Origin of the sequence: Mesobacterium pallidum, from assembly GCF_019966535.1 — a bacterium.
GTDB lineage: Bacteria > Pseudomonadota > Alphaproteobacteria > Rhodobacterales > Rhodobacteraceae > Mesobacterium > Mesobacterium pallidum.
This window is the reverse complement of sequence record NZ_JAIMID010000001.1, coordinates 337,805-357,033: the sequence shown is the minus strand read 5'-3', so window position 1 is coordinate 357,033 and position 19,229 is coordinate 337,805. Positions and strand designations below refer to the sequence as shown.

The following is a 19,229-nucleotide window of genomic DNA, read 5'->3' as shown; positions in this document are numbered from 1 at the left end:
CTCGGTAAAGTCAAATGGTCCGGTTTTCCAAGGCTTGCAAAGCCGCGCCGCGGCTGGTCTTGCGGGTCGGCGCGGCACGGGCGCACCGACCAGACAGGCCTAGACCGGCTCAGACCAGGGCGGCGACCAGCCCGGCCGCCAGCAGCAGCCCCGCCACGGCGGCCAGGCGCCAGGGCGTGCGCACGCCGGTGTCCCGCTCGACCCGGTAGGGGACCCACGCGCCCGTGACCGCGACAAGGGCGCCGGCCACGAAGATCGCAAGCGCCGCCCAGGTCTGCCCGGTGCGGACCGGGCCGAGGGCCAGCACCAGCGTCAGCAGGCCGGCCGTGCCCATGGCCGCGCCCATCACCCGGTAGAGCGCGAGCAGGACCTTGCGCACGCCCGGCGTGATCTCGCCATCTGCCGCGATGATGCTGGCGTGGTAATCGACCGGCACCGGGCCCAGCCCGTACTTTGCGGCCATGGCAAGAAGGCCGAGCGCGGCCAGCACGAAACAGATCGTCGCAATCATGAGCATTCCCCCGGGCGGTCGATCCGCCGGGGGCAAGTCTAGCCTAGATCGGCATCAACGCCCAATAGTCGAGGTCCAGCAGCACCTCGGGCAGGTACTTGCCGTTCTCGGACTTCAGCGCGAAGGGCGTGCCGCCCTTGGTCGCCACCAGCCGCAGCCGGATCGCGCCGACGCCGGGGGCCGGGGTTTCGGCCTTGTCCAACACCTCGGACCAGCACTTGATCGTGTCACCGGCAAAGCAGGGATTCGCGTGCGCCCCGCCGTTGAGGCCGACGATCATCTGCGCATTGGCGAGGCCGTTGAACGACAGCGCCCGCGCCATGGAGATCACGTGCCCGCCATAGATCAGCCGCCCCTCGGGCCGGAACGTCAGGTCGAAATGGACCTTGGCCGTGTTCTGCCACAGGCGCGTGGCCATCATGTGCTCGGCTTCTTCGATGGTCACGCCGTCGACATGGTCGATGGTCTCGCCCACCGCGTAATCGCCCCAGCGGTGCGGCTCGCCCGCCAGCGTGAAATCGTAACCGGAGAAATCGAGTCCGTCCGGGATCGACAGGTCCCCGACTGCCAGCGCCGCCTTGAGGTCGGGCACGACGGTCTCGGGCGCGGGGGCATCGAGGTCGTTCTTGCGCACCATGACCCAGCGGACATAGTCCATCACCGCCTGACCGTTCTGGTTCGTCCCGGTGGTGCGCACGTAGACCACGCCGGTCTTGCCGTTCGAATTCTGCTTGAGCCCAATCACCTCGGACGAGGAGCGCAGCGTGTCGCCGGGATAGACAGGTTTCAGCCAGCGCCCCTCGGCATAGCCGAGGTTGGCAACGGCGTTCAGCGACACGTCCGGCACGGTCTTGCCGAAGACCACGTGGAAGGCGGCAAGATCGTCGAGCGGGCTGCCGGGCAAGCCGCTGGCCCGGGCGAATTCGTCGGACGAATACAGCGCATGCCGCGCGGGGTAGAGCGCATGGTAGAGCGCGCGTTCCCCCTGCCCCACCGTACGCGGCACCGCGTGGTCGATGACCTGGCCGACGCTGTAATCCTCGAAGAACCGTCCGGGGTTGGTCTTGGCCATCACTGCTCTCCCAGCTTGATGTCGGGGGTGTAGTCGCCGGGGGCGTCCTTGGTGACCGCCTGGCCGCAGCGCATCACGCCGTTTGCGGCGTCGAAGGCATAGGTGGGGCTGCCGTGCAGGGCCCAGCCCTTGTTCAGGGCGGCAGTCACCTTGTGGCAGAACTCGGACGTGTCGTCGGCCGACAGGAAGCGGTAGAGTTTCATCGGGGTTTTCCGTTTATCCGAAGGCCGGGACGCCCAGCCAGGTGTGGATCATGCCGATCACGCCGACCAGCAGCAGGGCGATGACGGCGAACATGATGTCCTTGCCGATGGAGCCCTTGGCCGGCGGCGTCCAGGCCGGTTCGGCCCGGTTGATGACGCGCATCTCGACCAGCGCCCAGGCGCCCAGCCCGCCAAAGAGGACAAAGGACGGCACGTCGCCGTTCACCAGCAGGTGCGCGAGCGTCCACAGCAGGAAGCCGGTGAGCATCGGGTGGCGCATCTTGTAGAAGATCGCGCCCTTCTTGGGTCCCGGGCTGACGAAGTAGAGCGCGGCGAGCATGAGCAGGTTGTTGATCCCGACCGTGGCCGGGTGACGGCCCCAGAAGAACGCCCCGTCGGCCATGCGGTAGCCGAAGATCATCAGCAGGATCGACACGCCCAGCGCAGCCGCGACGGCGCCCTTGCCGCCATCGCCCATGCTGGCGCGCTTTGCGGGCGCGATGCGCTTGAACAGATGCGCGGCCCACCAGAGCGCGACGCCGAGGATCAGGATCAGCATGGGGATCTCCTTTGGTTAACCCCCGGAAGGGTGCCCGGATGCGGGCCGGGCCGCAATGGCGTTATGCGGACATCGCCGCGATCGCGTCCGCCTTGGCGAGCGTCTTCTTGGCCGTCTCGACATGCAGGTTCTCGACGATCTTGCCATCGACCACGGCGACCCCCTGCCCCGATGCCTCGGTTTGCTCGAAGGCGGCGATCTGGCGGCGGGCAAGGTCGATCTCGGCCTCGCTGGGCGCGAAGGCAGCGTTGGCGATGTCGACCTGCGCGGGGTGGATCAGCGTCTTGCCGTCAAAGCCGAGGTCACGGCCCTGGTCGCATTCGGCCTTCAGCCCCTCTTCGTCCTTGAACTGGTTGTAGACGCCGTCGATGGCGATGACGCCGTGCGCGCGGGCGGCCAGCAGCATGGTCTGGAGCGCGGCCTGCATCGGCAGGCGGTCGGGCCGGTAGCGGCAGTTGAGCTCCTTGGCGAGGTCGTTGGTCCCCGCGACAAAGCCCTTGAGCTGCGGATGCGCCGCGATTTCCAGCGCGTTCAGCACCCCCAGCGGGGTCTCGATCATCGCCCAGATATCCGCATCGCCCACGATATCCGCCAGCGCCTGGATGTCGGCGGCCGAGTTCACCTTGGGCAACAGGAAGGCATCGGCGCCGGCGTCCTTGAGGGCCTCGGCATCGGCGCGGCCCCATTCGGTATCGAAGGCGTTGATGCGGATGATCTTGGCCCGCGCGCCGAAGCCACCCTGCGCCAGCGCGGCCTTGAGCGTATCGCGCGCGGCGACCTTGGCGTCGGGCGTCACCGCGTCCTCGAGATCGAAGATGATCGCGTCGACGGGCAGGCCGCGCGCCTTGTCCAGCGCCCGCTCCTTCGAGCCGGGAATATAGAGGACAGAGCGATAGGGGCGAAGGTCGGCAGTCATCCTGACTCTCCATCAAGCAAGATTGTTGCGTGGGTTGGGCCATTTTTTCACGAAAACTTCAAGAGGATTTTCGCCGCGATGCAGAAAAAAGTTGCGCCCGAGGGCAAAGGCAACGGGTTCGTATCGGCATCTTAACGTTAACTTCAGCAGTTGGTCGCAGCCTTGAGCGCATCGGACCTGCGGGAGGGCCGTGCGGCACGGCCGCCGACAACACGACACAACGAGACGTCCGTTCAGCAACCCCGGGGGGCCGGGCACCGCGACCGGGAACCGGTCAGGCCAGGCGGTGCCGCACCCGTAACGGAAGGTGGATAAGATGAAGAAGACTGTTCTGAAAGTCGCCTACGGCATGAGCCTGGCCATTCTCCTGGCGGGCGCCGCGACGGCCCAGGGCCGCGCCTGCGGGCCGCGCGACGCGGTGGTCGAACGGCTGGCCTCGAAATACGGCGAATCGCGCCAGTCCATGGGGCTGGGCGCCAACAACGCGGTGATGGAGGTGTTCGCCTCGTCCGAGACCGGCACCTGGACGATCACCGTCACCATGCCCGACGGCATGATGTGCCTTGTCGCCAGCGGCCAGGCCTACGAGGCGCTGGCCGAGGCGCTGCGCAAGGGCAACGACGCCTGACGCCGCTGGCCCGGACCGCGTGGAGGGACGCGGCTTCGGGCCCGGCGGCGCTGTCCTCTGGCCAATCGCCTCAGGTCAGCGCATCCCAGATCAGCTTGGCCCCGGTGCAGGTCAGCAGCACGTAGGTCAACAGGAAGAACTGCCGTTCGGGCACAAGGTGATGCAGGCGCACGCCCAGCAGCGCGCCCAGCACGGCAAAGGGCGCCAGCGCAAGGTCGGCGCGCAACGTGTCCCAGGTGAAGATGCCCAAAAAGGCATAGGGCACCACCTTGAAGATGTTCACCATCCAGAAGACGATCACCGTGGTGGCCTGGTACTGCCCCTTGGTCAGCTGTTTCGACAGCAGGTAGACCGCCGCCGGCGGCCCGCCCGCGTGGCTGACGAAACTGGTGAAGCCGGCGACCATCCCGGCCAGCCCGCCCGCCCAGTCGGGCAGCGCGCGCCCCGCCCCCTTGATCCATCCCATGCCCCGCCCCGCCTGCCAGGCGACAAAGCCGATGCTGATCCCGCCGATCAGCAGCCGGAACAGGTCGGCATCGGCCACGGAATACAGCGCCGCGCCTAGCGCCACGCCGGGGATCGCGCCCAGTGCCAGGAACAGCGCCGAAGGCCCGTGCCACTTGCCCCACCAGGGCCGCAGCGAGGTGACATCCATCACCATCAGCAGCGGCAGCATGATGCCCAGCGCCTGCCCCGGTTCCAGCACCAGCGCCAGAATCGAAGAGGCGGCAAAGGCCGCGCCGGACCCGAAACCGCTTTTCGAAATGCCTGCGAATACGACAGCCGGGGCGGCAATCGCAAAAAATCCCCAATCCAGCGCCAGCATCGCATACCCTTGGAAAATTGCCGCTTTGTTCAGGGTTTAGCGGTAACTTTTCCATAACACCAGCGCCCCGCCACAGGGGCCCTCGCGCGCCCACCCTTGCGCGACGGGGCAAGTCGCACTAGGCCAAAGCGCGAATTCAAAACCAGCCGGAGACATGAATCCATGGCAAGACCCAAGATCGCCCTCATCGGCGCCGGCCAGATCGGCGGCACGCTCGCCCACCTGGTCGCCCTGAAGGAACTGGGTGACGTTGTCCTCTTCGACATCGCCGAAGGCATCCCCGAGGGCAAGTCGCTCGACATCGCGGAATCCGGCCCGTCCGAAGGCTTCGACGCCTCGCTCAAGGGCACCCAGGATTACGCCGACATCGCCGGCGCCGACGTCTGCATCGTCACCGCCGGTGTCCCCCGCAAGCCGGGGATGAGCCGCGACGACCTGCTGGGCATCAACCTCAAGGTCATGAAATCCGTGGGCGAGGGCATTGCCAAGAATGCCCCCGACGCCTTTGTCATCTGCATCACCAACCCGCTTGACGCGATGGTCTGGGCGCTGCAGCAATTCTCGGGCCTGCCGGCCGAGAAGGTCTGCGGCATGGCCGGCGTTCTCGATAGCGCCCGCTTCCGCCACTTCCTGAGCCTCGAGTTCGGCGTGTCGATGAAGGACGTCACAGCCTTCGTGCTCGGCGGCCACGGCGACACCATGGTGCCGCTGTCGCGCTACTCGACCGTGGCCGGCATCCCGCTGCCCGACCTGGTTGAAATGGGCTGGACCACGCAGGACAAGCTTGACGCGATCATCCAGCGCACCCGGGACGGCGGCGCCGAGATCGTCGGCCTGCTCAAGACCGGGTCGGCCTTCTACGCCCCCGCGACCAGCGCCATCGAGATGGCCGAGGCCTATCTCAAGGACCAGAAGCGCGTGCTGCCCTGCGCGGCCTATGTGGACGGCGCCTATGGTCTCGACGGCTTCTACGTGGGTGTGCCCACGGTGATCGGTGCCGGCGGCATCGAGAAGGTCGTGGACATCAAGCTGAACAAGGCCGAGCAGACGATGTTCGACAAGTCGGTCGACGCCGTGAAGGGCCTGGTCAAGGCCTGCAAGGAAATCGACGGTTCGCTGGCGTAAGCCTCTGACCTGACACGATTTTGAAACGCCCGTTGCCTCGTGCAGCGGGCGTTTTCATGTGTGCCGATCCACCAGCGCGGTCAGCTCGGGCTGGCGCGCCCGCAGCGCGGCGTCGAAGCCTGCGACCGAAAGGTCCAGCCGCCGGTGCAGCACCCGTTCGGCCACCGGGCCGGGGTCGAAGCCCGCGCGGTCGAGCAGGCCGAAGGCCTCGAGCCGGTCGCAGGCGCTTTCGTCCAGCACACGCAAGAGGTCATGAAACGCCGCCGCCTGCCCCGGTTTCGCCAGCCGCCGCATGTAGCGGATCACCTGCGTCTTGCGCGGATCGGACACGAGGCTGGTCAGCTGCGCCTCGCTATGGGCGGCGTAGCGCAGCATCTTCACGTGCCAGTGCAGCGGCGTCAGCCCGTCGAAATGCAGCAGCCGCGCATGGGTCGAGCCGTAGCTGGCCGCCCGCGGCGCCCCCTTGCGCGGGCCCCGGTAGGCATTGTGGATGCCGATGCGGAAATTGCCCGCCACCGGCACGGCGCATTTGCCGGCCGAATGGGCGAGCAGCCCGTGGTGGCGCAGCTTGCGCTGCCGGCCAAGGATCTGGTCGTCGAACCCCGGCCGCCCCTTGGTGGACCCGCGCAGCACCCCGTCGAACAGGCCGTCCTCCGGTGCACCAAGATAGGCGCGCTCCCAAGCGGGCAGGTTCAGCTCGGCATCGAGGCTGGCGACATGGGCCAGCTCGCGGCCCAGCGGGCGGTCCTGAAGGACGAATTCATCGGCGTCGAGATGGACCAGCCAGTCCGCCCGGCACCGCGCCTTGGCGTGGTTGGCGTTCAGCGACTGGCGGCGCATCTGCAGCTCGGGCCGGCCTTCGCCCAGGGCCTGCCAATGGGCGTCATCGCAAACGGTGACGTGCAACCCCGGCACGTCCGTCAACGCGGCCAGCGGGTCGTCCGGCCGGTCGAGATACAGGTGCACCTCGGCGGCACCCGTGCCGAGGTGCCAGCCGACATTGGCCAGCACCAGCGCCGCGGGCTCGTCCGCGGTCAGCACCACGGCCCATGTGGCCTCTTGCGTCATCTGCCTCTCCGCTGCCTCGCCGCAGCATGGCGGGCGGCGCGAGGCGTGGCAAGCGGGGCTCTTGACCGGAGGGCCCGGCGGTCCGACACTGGTGGCAGGGACGGAACGCGCCGACCGGCGAAAGGGATTGCCACATGTCAAAGCTCTTGATGTCCACCGCGCTTGCCGCGTCCCTGCTTGCTGCGCCCGCCATCGCGCAAGAGGCCCCCGTGACCTTGGCAGAGCACGGGTTGCAGGCCCGGATCGACGCGCTGGCCGGCACCCCCGACGGCGCGTTCGAGATGGGGCTACTGCAGACACTGCGCGGGGTCGAACGGGCCTTGCAGACCGGCTATCGCCACGGTCTCGATACCGGGCAGCTCGATTTTCCCGTGCTGCGCCTGATGGAGGGCGGCAACCCGGCGCCCGAACCGGCAGGGCCGGAGCTGATGGGCGAGAGCCTCTCGGCCTTCCTCGCCGACATGGACCAGGCCCGCGCGCATCTTGACCGGGTGCCCGAGGGCGCTGAACCCGAGGCGCTGATCACCCTGCAGGACATCTGGTTCGATATTAACGGCGATGGCATCCGCGCCCCGTTCGAGGGCGCGATGGAGCTGCTGGCGCCCGAGGTCCTCGACTGGCGCGGGATGCAGGCGGTGCGCGACGGCAACCTGCTGGACACGCCCCTGACCATCCGCTTCGACGGGGCCGACGTGGCCTGGTTGCGGGCCTATACGCATATGCTCTCTGGCCTCGCCGAGGCCTTGCTGGCCTTCGACCCCACCCCGTCGCTGGTCGCGCTGGCGGTCTACGACCGGCAGATGCAGGCCGCGCCGGTCAAGCCAATAAGTGGCGACCAGGACGAACTGGCCGCGCGGCTTGAGCAGCTGACGACCGAGCGGGACGCGCTGAACAGCCGGATTGAGGCCGTGAACACGGAAACAAACGCGATCTGGTCGCGCATCCGAGAGCTCGAGGCGCAGGGCGACGCCGGGGATTCGCTGGCGGCAGAAAAGGACCGTGCCGCGAGCCTGCAGGTCGAGCAGAACCGCATGTGGAATGACCGCCGCGCGCTGGACGCCCGGATCGACGCCACCCGGGCACTCATGGTGCCCGAGGCGCCCTCGATCGGCGACCAGTTCGGGCGCGAGCTGGACCTCGTCTACATCGTCATCGACACGCTGCGGCGTCAGCCCGACGTCGCCCATGCCCAGGCCGTGCGGGACCATTGGCGACGGATGATCGCGCAGAACAAGCTCTTCTGGGCCGCACTGGACGACGAGACCGACAACGACCGCGAATGGATCCCCAATGCGCGGCAGACATCGGCCCTGCCGCTCTCCGTGCCGCCCGAGATCCGCGAGACCTGGCTGGCCGTGCTGGACGATGCCGAAGCGGTGCTCGAGGGCGAGTTGCTGATCCCCCACCCGCTCCTGCCGGCGGGTTACGGCATCGACCTGGCTGCCTGGTTCAACGCGCCCTCGCCGCTCAACATCCTTGACTGGCTGCACGGGATCGGGGCGGTGGACTACACCGCCCGCGGGCCGCGGATCAGCAACGGCAACTGGCGCGCGCTGGAACGATTGACCAGCGGGAACGCCGGCGCCTTTGCCTTGTTCCTGAACTGAAGGCCCGGCGCAGGGCGCGGCGAATCAACCGGCGCGACGGCGATGAAGGCGCGCCAGAGTGGCAGCGCAACCATTGTGATCACAGCCCGAAAGCGTGTGATCACAAAGTAAGCCAAATGGCGACAAATGCAGGAATAATGCGAAAAACCGTTTAAGAACTTGTTTGGGTTGTGCCTATACCCGGGTCAAACTGGCAACGAAGGACGGTTTTCATGAACATCCACGAGTATCAGGCGAAAGCACTGCTGCGTTCCTATGGCGCGCCGGTCAGCGACGGGCGTGCCGTCCTCAAGGCAGAGGAAGCCAAGTCCGCGGCAGGTGAGCTCGACGGCCCGCTGTGGGTGGTCAAGGCGCAGATCCACGCCGGTGGCCGCGGCAAGGGCTCCTTCAAGGAGGCCGAAGCCGGCGAGAAGGGCGGCGTGCGCCTGGCAAAGTCGGTGGAGGAAGCCGCCGAGGAAGCCAAGAAGATGCTGGGCAAGACGCTGGTGACCCACCAGACCGGCCCGGCCGGCAAGCAGGTCAACCGCATCTACATCGAAGACGGCTCGGACATCGAGCGCGAGTTGTACCTCGCCCTGCTGGTTGATCGTCAGTCGAGCCGCATCAGCTTTGTCTGCTCGACCGAGGGCGGCATGGACATCGAGGAGGTCGCGGCCTCCACCCCCGAGAAGATCCTGAGCTTCAGCGTCGACCCGGCCACCGGCTACCAGCCGTTCCATGGCCGCCGAATTGCGTTCTCGCTGGGCCTGACCGGCGCGGCCGTCAAGGAATGCGTCAAGCTGATGGGCATCCTCTACAAGGCCTTCGTCGAGAAGGACATGGAGATGCTCGAGATCAACCCGCTGATCGTGATGAAGGGCGGTGCGCTCAAGGTGCTGGACGCCAAGCTCGGGTTCGACGGCAACGCGATGTATCGCCAGCCTGACATCATGAACCTGCGCGACGAGACCGAGGAGGACCCGAAGGAACTCCAGGCCTCCAAGTACGACCTGAACTACATCGCGCTGGATGGCGAGATCGGCTGCATGGTGAATGGCGCGGGCCTGGCCATGGCGACGATGGACATCATCAAGCTTTACGGAGCGGAACCGGCGAACTTCCTCGACGTGGGCGGCGGCGCCACCAAGGAAAAGGTGACCGAGGCGTTCAAGATCATCACCAGTGACCCGAACGTGAAGGGCATCCTGGTCAATATCTTCGGCGGCATCATGCGCTGTGACGTGATCGCCGAGGGCGTGATCGCCGCGGTCAAGGAAGTCGGCCTGAAGGTGCCTCTGGTGGTGCGCCTCGAGGGCACGAACGTCGAGAAGGGCAAGGAGTTGATCAACAATTCCGGCCTCGACGTGATCGCCGCGGACGACCTCAAGGACGGCGCACAGAAGATCGTGAAAGCGGTCAAGGGCTGACGCCCGACCGGCCGCGCGCCAGCCGCGCGGCCATCACCCACGGTTCCGGCGGGGGGCCCGCCGGGACGTGTCCCCGACCTTCAGCGCATCGGATATTCTCCATGGCCAGCGACGACGATACCGACAAGACCCCCGACACCCCCGAAGCCGCCCCGCAGGGCGGGCCCGGCGCAGGGCGCGGCGGGCGTCGTCCCGGTCGGCCGCAGGGCCGCGGGCAGAGTCCCGGCGCGGATGACGCGGCCGAGGCCGGTGCAGAAGGCGGGCGTCGCGGCCCGGGTGGTCCCGGTGGCCAGGGTGGCCAAGGGCGGCGCGGCCAGGGCGGCCCCGGCCGCCAGGGGCGCGGACCGGGCGGCCCCGGCGGCGAGGGACCTCGTGCAGGTGGTCCGGGCGGCGCAGGCCGCGGACCGGGCGGCCCCGGCGGTGCAGGTGGCCAGGGGCGTGGTCCCGGCGGCGCAGGCGGCCAGGGGCGTGGCCCCGGTGGCGAGGGACCCCGTGCAGGCGGTCCCGGCGGCGCAGGCCGCGGACCGGGTGGCCCCGGCGGTGAAGGCCGCCGCCCGGGCGGCCCCGGTGGTGCAGGTGGCCAGGGGCGTGGCCCCGGCGGCGCAGGCGGCCAGGGGCGCGGTCCCGGCGGCACGGGCGGCCAGGGGCGTGGTCCCGGCGGCGCGGGCGGCCAGGGGCGTGGTCCCGGCGGCGCCGGCGGCCCCGGCCGCAAGGGGCGTGGCCCGCAGGCACGCGGCGAAGGTGGCCCCGAAGGCGGCGCACCGCGTCCCCGGTTCAAGGGCGGCAAGCGGCCCGACCAGGGCCCGGCCGAGCTCGGTGCCCAGTGGAAGGACGTCCCCGGCCGTCCGCTGGACTTCATCGTCTTCGGCGCCACGGGCAGCGGGATCAACGAGCTGGTTCAGGTGATGAACGGGCACCCCGAGATCATCTGCGGGCTCGAGCGGTTCAGCCCCACCACCGATTTCACCAAGGTCAGCTTTCCGCAGTCCTTCTTCGACCCGTCGTTCCCGACCCAGCGCGGCGGCGCCCGGCGCGTGCACACCCTGATCAACGAGCGCAGCAAGGTGTCGCTCGCCGGGGACAAGACGCCGACCTTTTACCTGCACCTCGACGCGGTGATGCAGGGCATCGCCGGCAAGAAGGGCATCGTGACCCTGCGCGACCCGAACGAGATGGTGCAGGCCGGCCCGGCCCGGCCCCGCCCCGGCGGCGATGGCGGCGGCGGCGAGGCCGTCCCGCGCCTGGCCATCCTGGGCGCGCTGGCCCTGCCCGTCAGCCTTGGCGCGGCGCTGACCTGCCCCGAGGGCCGGTTCCTGGCCGTGCCCCATGGCGCCTTCGCGGCCGACACCGCGCGGCTGGCCGCCGAGGTGGTGCGTTTTCTCGACCCCGCGGTCGAGAGCGCGGTCACGCTGCCCGAGACCGCCGCGCCCCAGACCGGTGCGGCCGAGGCGCCCGGCACCCCCGCGCCCCTGGCGCTGGAGGCCGCCGCCTTGGTGAGCTCGCCCGCGCTGGCCGAACTGCTGGCCCGCCCCTCGACCTTCGAGGTCGGCGCCGCGGCAGGGGCTCTGACCGACTGGCTGCGCAGCATTCCGGCGGATTTCCTCGACCAGGCCCAGCACCTGACCGGGACGGACGGGACCAGCGGGGCGAACATCAAGATCGAGCAGTGGCTGACCGCGCATCGCGCGGCCTGGACCCGGATCCTCGACGCGCTGGCCGATGGCCGGCCGCGACCGGTGGCCTGAGGCAGGCCCCGAACGATGAAGGCGATCTTTCACATAGGCTGCCCCAAGACCGGGACGACGACGTTGCAGGCCTTTCTGCACAGCAACACCGAGGCGCTGCGCGAGCAGGGCGTTCGGTTCCAGCGCAGCGTCGAAAATCGGGGCAGCCAGTTCGAGCTCCCGATGACCGCCTTTGTCCGCACGGGCACCCTGCTGCCGCATCGCGAGCAGCGCATCCGCTACAAGGCCACCACGCTCGAGCAGCAGAAGGCCGAGTACGGCGGCTACATCGACCACCTGCGCCGCTTTGCCGAGACCTATCCCGAGCCGGTGGCGATCTTTTCGTCCGAGCATGTCACGCCCTGGCTCAACCGGCCCGAGCTGGTGCAAAGCTTTCACGAGCTGCTGACGGAAAGCTTCGACGAAGTCCGCTACGTCGTCTATTTCCGCGACCCGGCCCTGGCGTTGGCCTCGTCCTATTCCGAGCGGATCAAGCGCGGCGGAGGAATGACGCTGGACGAATTCATCTCTCGGCAGCTCAAGCGGGAAGGGTCGTTCTGGCGGGTCGCCAACTGGGCCGACACCGTGGGCCGCGAGAATTACGATGTGCGCCTGCTCGACAAGAGCTTCCTGGCCAAGGGCGACCTGATTTCGGATTTCTGCCAGGCCTGCGGGCTTGACGAGACCCGGCTGGAGCGGCCGTCGCGGATGAACGAGGCGCTCAGCAGTGTCTCGGCCGAGGCGCTGCGCATGCTCAACCGCCGCATTCCCGAGTTGCGCCGCGACGGCAGGATGAACCCGCTGCGGCGGGGCCTCCTGCGCGTGGCGACGCGCCTGGGCGCCGAGGCGCCGGCGATCCGCCTGAACGACCAGCAACGCCGCCGGGTCGGCTGGAAGCGCAACTGGGTCGACAAGAAGATGCTGTCCGAGTTCTTCCCGGACCGTGACCGGCTCTGGACCCCGATGGACGCCAAGGACGAACCCATGCCGGTCGAGGAGCTGCGCGAGCGGGCGCTCGAGCTGATGACCGAGCTGGTGATCCGCCTGCGCCTTGGCCGCATCCCGCCGCTGGACGAGGCCGAGAAGGAGCTGTCGGTGCTGCGCCCGCGCGGCGCGCCGGTGGCCTCGGGCGCGGACGAGAGCGACGAGGGGGACGAGCTTGACGAGACGGTCGAGACCGGCCCCGAGGAATCGGCCAATGCCACCATCGCGCCCGAACTCGAGCTCGAGCCGGAGCCCGATCCAGGGCGCGCCGCCGCAACCGCGGGGGCGTCGTGATGCGCCGCCCTGCCCCGCTTTCCCCGCCTTGCCGGAGCGCCTCCGCGCGCCCGGCGGGCGATCCGCAGACCAACCGACTTGCCCAGCCCGCCCTCCCGGCGGCCGGGCCAATGACCGACAAGTGAAGGAAGGACCGTTATGGCCGTACTTATCGACGAAAACACCAAGGTGATCTGCCAGGGCCTCACCGGCAGCCAGGGCACCTTTCACACCGAGCAGGCCATCGCCTACGGCACCAAGATGGTCGGCGGCGTGACCCCCGGCAAGGGCGGGTCCGAGCACCTTGGCCTGCCCGTCTTCAACTCGGTCCACGAGGCCAAGCACGTGACCGAGGCGAACGCTTCGGTGATCTACGTGCCGCCGCCCTTCGCCGCCGATTCCATCATGGAAGCCATCGACGCCGAGATGGAGCTGATCGTCTGCATCACCGAAGGCATCCCGGTGCTCGACATGATGAAGGTCAAGCGCGCGCTGGAAGGGTCCAAGTCCAAGCTGATCGGCCCGAACTGCCCCGGTGTCATCACGCCGGACGCCTGCAAGATCGGCATCATGCCCGGCCATATCCACAAGCGTGGCTCGGTCGGTGTTGTCTCGCGCTCGGGCACGCTGACCTATGAGGCCGTGAAACAGACGACGGATGTTGGCCTGGGCCAGTCCACCTGCGTGGGCATTGGCGGCGACCCGATCAAGGGGACCGAGCATATCGACGTGCTCGAATGGTTCCTCGCGGACGAAGAGACCACTTCGATCATCATGATCGGCGAGATCGGCGGCTCGGCCGAGGAAGAGGCCGCGCAATTCCTGGCCGATGAGCGCAAGAAGGGCCGCTGGAAGCCCACCGCGGGCTTCATCGCCGGCCGCACGGCGCCTCCGGGCCGCCGCATGGGCCACGCGGGCGCCATCGTCGCCGGCGGCAAGGGTGGTGCCGAGGACAAGATCGAAGCCATGCAGAGCGCGGGCATCGTCGTGGCCGACAGCCCCGCGACCCTGGGCGAAGCCGTGCTGAAGGCGATCGGCTGAGCGATGCTTCTTGACAGCAAATCACGTCCATCAGAGAGCGCTTCAAGGGACACCTTGAAGCGTCTCATTGCGCGTGTTTTGCAGTCTGAAGACTACCGTTCCCCCCCCACTTTGGCGAGCGATCTTGATGCGTCAGGCTGGGAAGAAACTAACGCCCCTCCGCTTGCACGGCTTCATCGGCGCGTTGATGTAAACAAGCTCAATACCGTTTTTGGGATACGGACGCGCGAGATGTATCGCACCGTGTTTCTGTACCAACGGGCAAGCAAGACCCCTCACGCGATACGTTTCTTGGCAGGCAAAGTTGTTCCAAAGGGGTTTCGGCACAACGACGCCAAAGACTTGCCCGTTTTCATCGCCGAAGGCGCTTCGATCGGCGGCAAAGCCCCCGACTGGAAGTATGCAGCGCTCTGGGCTTTTGACCACGATGTCCTCACTCCCCTTGGAGAGACCTCTTTGATCAACCCCGAAAGCTACGCTGAGCTTTACAATGGGCAAGGGCCGGCGAGCAGAACCCCGTCAGGCAACTACAACGGGAGCCTTCACTACTTGAAGCGCAGCGAGGACAGCATCGAAGGGTCTGTGTTTCATAGCGGCGCCTGGGGCTACCAATCCGGCCATCGACTTTATGCTGGTCGCTTCCTTCGTGAGCTTTTGCCCGGCTTCGACCTCCCCGATCAGACCCGCCTGTACTGTGCCGAACGGTTCTTCATCACTTACAACTAACTGGAAGACGCTATGACCGACCAAAGCCCCAACGACCTCTTCCATGCCTCGAGCTTCATGCAGGGGCACAACGCGGAATACCTCGAACAGCTTTACGCGCAGTACGCGAACGACCCCAGCGCGGTCGATGCCAGCTGGGCCGAGTTCTTCAAGGCCATGGGCGACGACGAACGCTCGGTCAAGGCCGAGGCTGCGGGCCCGTCCTGGGCGCGGGGCGATTGGCCGCCGGCGCCGAATGACGACCTGACCGCCGCGCTGGACGGGCAGTGGCCCGCGCCGGCCGAGGCCAAGGATGCCGGGAAGAAGATCAAGGAAAAGGCTGCCGAAAAGGGGATCGAGGTCACTGATGATCAGGTCAAGCAGGCGGTGCTGGACAGCATCCGCGCGCTGATGCTGATCCGCGCCTACCGCATCCGCGGTCACCTGGCTGCCGATCTCGACCCGCTGGACCTGCGGGCGCATGTGGCCCACCCCGAGCTCGACCCGGCCAACTACGGCTTCGGTGCGCAGGACATGGACCGGCCGATCTTCATCGACAACGTACTGGGGCTGCAGGTCGCCTCGATGCGGCAGATCGTGGACATCGTGAAGCGGACCTACTGCGGCACCTTCGCGCTGCAGTACATGCACATTTCGGACCCCGAGCAGAGCGCCTGGCTGAAGGAGCGGATCGAGGGCTTCGGCAAGGAGATCCAGTTCACCCGCGAGGGCCGCAAGGCGATCCTGAACAAGATGGTCGAGGCCGAGGGCTTCGAAAAGTTCCTGCACGTCAAGTACATGGGCACCAAGCGCTTCGGCCTCGACGGCGGCGAAAGCCTGATCCCGGCGATGGAGCAGATCATCAAGCGCGGCGGCGCGCTGGGGGTCAAGGAGATCGTGATCGGCATGCCCCACCGGGGGCGCCTCAACATCCTCGCCAACGTGATGAACAAGCCCTATCGCGCGATCTTCCACGAGTTCCAGGGCGGCAGCTACAAGCCCGATGACGTGGACGGTTCGGGCGACGTGAAATACCACCTCGGCGCCTCGTCGGACCGCGAGTTCGACGGCAACAAGGTGCACCTGTCGCTGACCGCCAACCCCAGCCACCTCGAGGCGGTCAACCCGGTCGTGCTGGGCAAGGCGCGGGCCAAGCAGGCGCAACTGGGCGATACGGACCGCATCGCGGTGCTGCCGATCCTGCTGCACGGCGACGCGGCCTTTGCCGGCCAGGGCGTGGTGGCCGAGGGCTTTGGCCTTTCGGGCCTGGTCGGGCACAAGACCGGCGGCACCATGCATATCGTCGTGAACAACCAGATCGGGTTCACCACGGCGCCGCATTTCAGCCGCTCGAGCCCCTATCCCACGGACATCGCCCTGATGGTCGAGGCGCCGATCTTCCACGTCAACGGCGACGACCCCGAGGCCGTGGTCCATGCCGCCAAGGTGGCGACCGAGTTCCGGCAGAAGTTCCACAAGGACGTGGTGATCGACATCATCTGCTACCGCCGCTTCGGTCACAACGAAGGCGACGAGCCGATGTTCACCAACCCCTTGATGTACAAGAAGATCAAGGGCCACAAGACGACCCTGTCGCTGTACACCGACCGGCTGGTCAAGGACGGGCTGATCCCCGAGGGCGAGATCGAGGACATGAAGGCCGCCTTCCAGTCCAAGATGAACGACGAGTTCGAGGCCGGCAAGCAGTACCGCCCCAACAAGGCGGACTGGCTGGACGGCCGCTGGTCGCATCTCGACCGGGAAGAGGCCGACCAGTACCAGCGCGGCAACACCTCGGTCAGCCCCGAGACGCTGGAGCAGGTCGGCCGCGCGCTGACGACGCTTCCCGACGGCTTCCCGGCGCACAAGACGGTCGAACGCCTGCTCGAGGCCAAGTCCAAGATGCTCGAGACCGGGGAAGGGTTCGACTGGGCCACGGCCGAGGCGCTGGCCTTCGGCTCTCTGCTGACCGAGGGCTACCCGGTCCGGCTGTCGGGCCAGGATTCGACGCGCGGCACCTTCTCGCAGCGCCATTCCGGCATCATCAACCAGCAGGACGAAAGCCGCTACTACCCGCTGAACCACATCCGCGAAGGCCAGGCCCATTACGAGGTCATCGACTCGATGCTCTCGGAATACGCGGTGCTGGGCTTTGAATACGGCTATTCGCTGGCCGAACCCAACGCCCTGGTGCTGTGGGAAGCGCAGTTCGGCGATTTCGCCAACGGCGCGCAGATCATGTTCGACCAGTTCATCAGCTCGGGTGAATCGAAATGGCTGCGGATGTCCGGCCTGGTCTGCCTCCTGCCGCACGGCTACGAGGGGCAAGGCCCGGAACACTCCTCGGCCCGGCTGGAACGCTTCCTGACCATGTGCGGCCAGGACAACTGGATCGTGGCCAACTGCTCGACCCCGGCGAACTACTTCCACATCCTGCGCCGCCAGCTGCACCGGTCCTACCGCAAGCCGCTGATCCTGATGACGCCCAAGTCGCTGTTGCGGCACAAGCTGGCGATCTCGAAGGCCGAGGAGTTCACCGATGGCTCCAGCTTCCACCGGGTGCTGTGGGACGATGCCCAGTACGGGAACTCGGACACCAAGCTGGTCAGCGACGACAAGATCAAGCGCGTGGTGATGTGTTCCGGCAAGGTTTATTACGACCTGCTGGAAGAGCGCGACGCGCGCGGGATCGACGACGTCTACATCCTGCGGTTCGAGCAGTTCTATCCCTTCCCCGCCATCTCGGCGGTCAAGGAGCTCGAGCGCTTCAAGCAGGCCGAGATGTACTGGTGCCAGGAAGAGCCCAAGAACCAGGGTGCCTGGAGCTTCATGGAACCCAATCTCGAATGGGTGCTGGACCGGATCGGCGCGAAATACACGCGTCCCGGCTATGCGGGTCGTCCCGCCAGCGCGTCGCCCGCAACGGGCCTCGCGTCGCAGCACAAGGCACAACAAGAAGCGCTGGTGAACGCCGCGCTGACGATCGAAGGAAAGTAAGACGATGACCATCGAAGTGCGCGTGCCCACGCTGGGCGAATCCGTGACCGAGGCGACGGTGGCGACCTGGTTCAAGAAGCCGGGCGATACCGTGGCGGTCGATGAAATGCTCTGCGAGCTGGAAACCGACAAGGTGACCGTCGAGGTGCCGGCCCCCGCCGCCGGCACCCTGTCCGACATCGTCGCGGCCGAGGGCGAGACGGTGGGCGTGGACGCCCTGCTGGCCAACATCGCCGAAGGCGAAGGCGCGGCCCCCGCGCCGAAAGCCGAGGCGCCCAAGCAGGAGGCCCCGGCCGCGTCGGGCGGCGGCGCAGGCAAGTCGATCGACGTGATGGTCCCGACCCTGGGCGAGTCTGTCACCGAGGCGACCGTCGCCACCTGGTTCAAGTCCGTCGGCGACAGCGTCGAGCAGGACGAGATGCTCTGCGAGCTCGAGACCGACAAGGTCTCGGTCGAGGTTCCGGCCCCCGCCGCGGGCGTGCTGGCCGAGATCGTCGCGGCGGAAGGCGCCACCGTGGATGCCTCGGCCAAGCTGGCCGTGATCACCTCGGGCGGCGCCGCACCGAAAGCCGCGCCCGAGGCGAATGCCCAGGCGGCGGATGGCAAGGCCTACACCGCCACCACCCCCGGCAAGGATGTCGAGGACGCACCTTCGGCCAAGAAGGCCATGGCCGAGGCCGGGATCAGCCGCGACCAGGTCACCGGCACCGGCCGCGACGGCCGCGTGATGAAGGAAGACGTGGCCAAGGCGGTCAGCTCAGCCTCTGCCGCGCCCAAGGCGTCCGCGCCCGCCGCCGCACCGCGCGCGCCCTCCCCGGCCGAGGACGCCGCCCGCGAAGAACGGGTCAAGATGACCCGTCTGCGCCAGACCATCGCCCGCCGCCTCAAGGACGCGCAGAACACCGCCGCGATCCTGACCACCTACAACGAGGTGGACATGACCGAGGTCATGGCGCTGCGGAACACCTACAAGGACCAGTTCGAAAAGAAGCACGGCGTGCGGATGGGCTTCATGTCCTTCTTCACCAAGGCCTGCTGCCACGCGCTGAAAGAGGTCCCCGAGGTCAACGCCGAGATCGACGGCACCGACATCGTGTACAAGAACTTCGTCCACATGGGCGTCGCCGCGGGCACCCCGCAGGGTCTTGTGGTGCCGGTGATCCGCGACGCCGACCAGATGTCCTTTGCCGAGATCGAGAAGGCGATCGCCGAAAAGGGCCGCCGCGCCCGTGACGGCAAGCTTTCCATGGCGGAAATGCAGGGCGGCACCTTCACCATCTCGAACGGCGGCGTCTACGGCTCGCTCATGTCTTCGCCGATCCTGAACCCCCCGCAATCGGGCATCCTTGGCATGCACAAGATCCAGGACCGGCCCATGGTCATCAACGGAGAGATCAAGATCCGCCCGATGATGTACCTGGCGCTGTCGTACGATCACCGCATCGTCGACGGCAAGGGCGCCGTGACCTTCCTCGTCCGCGTGAAGGAAGCGCTCGAGGATCCCCGCCGCCTGCTGATGGACCTGTAAGCGCCGATGCGCTCGGCGCCCCGCAGACCCTTCAGCGTCTCAACGCTCGGCCTTGG

General features: G+C 67.5%; 18 protein-coding genes. 10 read left to right on the top strand and 8 right to left on the bottom strand.

Features of this window, described 5'->3' with window-relative positions:
• Positions 1–109 precede the first annotated feature (109 nt).
• From MF270_RS01590 to MF270_RS01570, 5 genes are all read right to left on the bottom strand, one after another.
• The gene (locus MF270_RS01590) at positions 110–517 is read right to left on the bottom strand and encodes a hypothetical protein (protein ID WP_238364092.1); all 408 of its coding nucleotides are present in this window, start codon (positions 515–517) and stop codon (positions 110–112) included.
• Between the two features lie 37 nt (positions 518–554).
• Positions 555–1,583, bottom strand: coding sequence for a MaoC family dehydratase (locus MF270_RS01585; protein WP_238364091.1), 1,029 nt, complete (start codon positions 1,581–1,583; stop codon positions 555–557).
• Entirely contained in the window at positions 1,583–1,786 is a 204-nt protein-coding gene (locus MF270_RS01580) for a DUF1737 domain-containing protein (protein WP_238364090.1), read from the bottom strand. Before MF270_RS01580 ends, MF270_RS01585 begins: the two co-directional genes overlap by 1 nt.
• A 13-nt stretch (positions 1,787–1,799) precedes the next feature.
• Positions 1,800–2,345 (bottom strand): NnrU family protein, encoded by a 546-nt coding sequence (locus MF270_RS01575; RefSeq protein WP_238364089.1) that lies wholly within the window; start codon positions 2,343–2,345, stop codon positions 1,800–1,802.
• Positions 2,346–2,406: 61 nt separating this feature from the next.
• Complete coding sequence (locus MF270_RS01570) at positions 2,407–3,261, bottom strand: HpcH/HpaI aldolase/citrate lyase family protein (RefSeq protein WP_238364088.1); 855 nt, start codon at positions 3,259–3,261, stop codon at positions 2,407–2,409.
• Positions 3,262–3,577: 316 nt separating this feature from the next.
• Here MF270_RS01570 and MF270_RS01565 point away from each other — a divergent pair, with 316 nt between their 5' ends.
• Entirely contained in the window at positions 3,578–3,889 is a 312-nt protein-coding gene (locus tag MF270_RS01565; protein WP_238364087.1) for a hypothetical protein, read from the top strand.
• Positions 3,890–3,959: 70 nt separating this feature from the next.
• Here the strand turns inward: MF270_RS01565 and MF270_RS01560 are convergent, their stop codons facing one another.
• Positions 3,960–4,715, bottom strand: a complete 756-nt coding sequence (locus MF270_RS01560) for a sulfite exporter TauE/SafE family protein (protein ID WP_238364086.1) — start codon at positions 4,713–4,715, stop codon at positions 3,960–3,962.
• A gap of 162 nt (positions 4,716–4,877) precedes the next feature.
• Between MF270_RS01560 and mdh the strand changes: the two genes are divergently transcribed.
• Positions 4,878–5,840 (top strand): malate dehydrogenase, encoded by a 963-nt coding sequence (gene mdh / locus MF270_RS01555; protein ID WP_238364085.1) that lies wholly within the window; start codon positions 4,878–4,880, stop codon positions 5,838–5,840.
• Positions 5,841–5,894: 54 nt separating this feature from the next.
• Here mdh and MF270_RS01550 read toward each other — a convergent pair whose 3' ends face one another.
• Complete coding sequence (locus MF270_RS01550) at positions 5,895–6,908, bottom strand: glycosyltransferase family 2 protein (protein ID WP_238364084.1); 1,014 nt, start codon at positions 6,906–6,908, stop codon at positions 5,895–5,897.
• 134 nt (positions 6,909–7,042) lie between these two features.
• On the opposite strand from MF270_RS01550, the gene MF270_RS01545 reads away from it, so the two are divergent.
• Entirely contained in the window at positions 7,043–8,515 is a 1,473-nt protein-coding gene (locus MF270_RS01545) for a hypothetical protein (protein ID WP_238364083.1), read from the top strand.
• 212 nt (positions 8,516–8,727) lie between these two features.
• Complete coding sequence (sucC, locus tag MF270_RS01540; RefSeq protein WP_238364082.1) at positions 8,728–9,921, top strand: ADP-forming succinate--CoA ligase subunit beta; 1,194 nt, start codon at positions 8,728–8,730, stop codon at positions 9,919–9,921.
• Positions 9,922–10,001: 80 nt separating this feature from the next.
• On the opposite strand, the gene MF270_RS28120 is transcribed toward sucC, so the two are convergent.
• Positions 10,002–10,838, bottom strand: coding sequence for a hypothetical protein (locus MF270_RS28120; RefSeq protein WP_272490640.1), 837 nt, complete (start codon positions 10,836–10,838; stop codon positions 10,002–10,004).
• Between MF270_RS28120 and MF270_RS01530 the strand changes: the two genes are divergently transcribed.
• The 6 genes from MF270_RS01530 (at position 10,827) to odhB (ending at position 19,173) form a co-directional block, all read left to right on the top strand.
• A complete protein-coding gene (locus tag MF270_RS01530; RefSeq protein ID WP_238364081.1) occupies positions 10,827–11,666 on the top strand; it encodes a hypothetical protein in 840 nt (279 codons plus the stop codon). The genes MF270_RS28120 and MF270_RS01530 overlap by 12 nt on opposite strands.
• A gap of 15 nt (positions 11,667–11,681) precedes the next feature.
• On the top strand, positions 11,682–12,923 hold the full coding sequence (locus MF270_RS01525) for a hypothetical protein (RefSeq protein ID WP_238364080.1): 1,242 nt from the start codon (positions 11,682–11,684) through the stop codon (positions 12,921–12,923).
• A gap of 138 nt (positions 12,924–13,061) precedes the next feature.
• A complete protein-coding gene (gene sucD, locus MF270_RS01520; RefSeq protein ID WP_238364079.1) occupies positions 13,062–13,943 on the top strand; it encodes a succinate--CoA ligase subunit alpha in 882 nt (293 codons plus the stop codon).
• A gap of 54 nt (positions 13,944–13,997) precedes the next feature.
• Complete coding sequence (locus MF270_RS01515; protein WP_238364078.1) at positions 13,998–14,669, top strand: hypothetical protein; 672 nt, start codon at positions 13,998–14,000, stop codon at positions 14,667–14,669.
• A gap of 12 nt (positions 14,670–14,681) precedes the next feature.
• Positions 14,682–17,645, top strand: a complete 2,964-nt coding sequence (locus MF270_RS01510) for a 2-oxoglutarate dehydrogenase E1 component (protein WP_238364077.1) — start codon at positions 14,682–14,684, stop codon at positions 17,643–17,645.
• 4 nt (positions 17,646–17,649) lie between these two features.
• Positions 17,650–19,173 (top strand): 2-oxoglutarate dehydrogenase complex dihydrolipoyllysine-residue succinyltransferase, encoded by a 1,524-nt coding sequence (gene odhB, locus MF270_RS01505; protein WP_238364076.1) that lies wholly within the window; start codon positions 17,650–17,652, stop codon positions 19,171–19,173.
• Positions 19,174–19,229 lie beyond the last annotated feature (56 nt).

Excerpts from the sequence above, each read along its gene's own strand:
- MF270_RS01590 (WP_238364092.1), bottom strand. The coding sequence starts at position 517 with ATGCTCATGATTGCGACGATCTGTTTCGTGCTGGCCGCGCTCGGCCTT.
- MF270_RS01585 (WP_238364091.1), bottom strand. The coding sequence starts at position 1,583 with ATGGCCAAGACCAACCCCGGACGGTTCTTCGAGGATTACAGCGTCGGC.
- MF270_RS01580 (WP_238364090.1), bottom strand. The coding sequence starts at position 1,786 with ATGAAACTCTACCGCTTCCTGTCGGCCGACGACACGTCCGAGTTCTGC.
- MF270_RS01575 (WP_238364089.1), bottom strand. The coding sequence starts at position 2,345 with ATGCTGATCCTGATCCTCGGCGTCGCGCTCTGGTGGGCCGCGCATCTG.
- MF270_RS01570 (WP_238364088.1), bottom strand. The coding sequence starts at position 3,261 with ATGACTGCCGACCTTCGCCCCTATCGCTCTGTCCTCTATATTCCCGGC.
- MF270_RS01565 (WP_238364087.1), top strand. The coding sequence starts at position 3,578 with ATGAAGAAGACTGTTCTGAAAGTCGCCTACGGCATGAGCCTGGCCATT.
- MF270_RS01560 (WP_238364086.1), bottom strand. The coding sequence starts at position 4,715 with ATGCTGGCGCTGGATTGGGGATTTTTTGCGATTGCCGCCCCGGCTGTC.
- mdh (WP_238364085.1), top strand. The coding sequence starts at position 4,878 with ATGGCAAGACCCAAGATCGCCCTCATCGGCGCCGGCCAGATCGGCGGC.
- MF270_RS01550 (WP_238364084.1), bottom strand. The coding sequence starts at position 6,908 with ATGACGCAAGAGGCCACATGGGCCGTGGTGCTGACCGCGGACGAGCCC.
- MF270_RS01545 (WP_238364083.1), top strand. The coding sequence starts at position 7,043 with ATGTCAAAGCTCTTGATGTCCACCGCGCTTGCCGCGTCCCTGCTTGCT.
- sucC (WP_238364082.1), top strand. The coding sequence starts at position 8,728 with ATGAACATCCACGAGTATCAGGCGAAAGCACTGCTGCGTTCCTATGGC.
- MF270_RS01530 (WP_238364081.1), top strand. The coding sequence starts at position 10,827 with ATGAACGGGCACCCCGAGATCATCTGCGGGCTCGAGCGGTTCAGCCCC.
- MF270_RS01525 (WP_238364080.1), top strand. The coding sequence starts at position 11,682 with ATGAAGGCGATCTTTCACATAGGCTGCCCCAAGACCGGGACGACGACG.
- sucD (WP_238364079.1), top strand. The coding sequence starts at position 13,062 with ATGGCCGTACTTATCGACGAAAACACCAAGGTGATCTGCCAGGGCCTC.
- MF270_RS01510 (WP_238364077.1), top strand. The coding sequence starts at position 14,682 with ATGACCGACCAAAGCCCCAACGACCTCTTCCATGCCTCGAGCTTCATG.
- odhB (WP_238364076.1), top strand. The coding sequence starts at position 17,650 with ATGACCATCGAAGTGCGCGTGCCCACGCTGGGCGAATCCGTGACCGAG.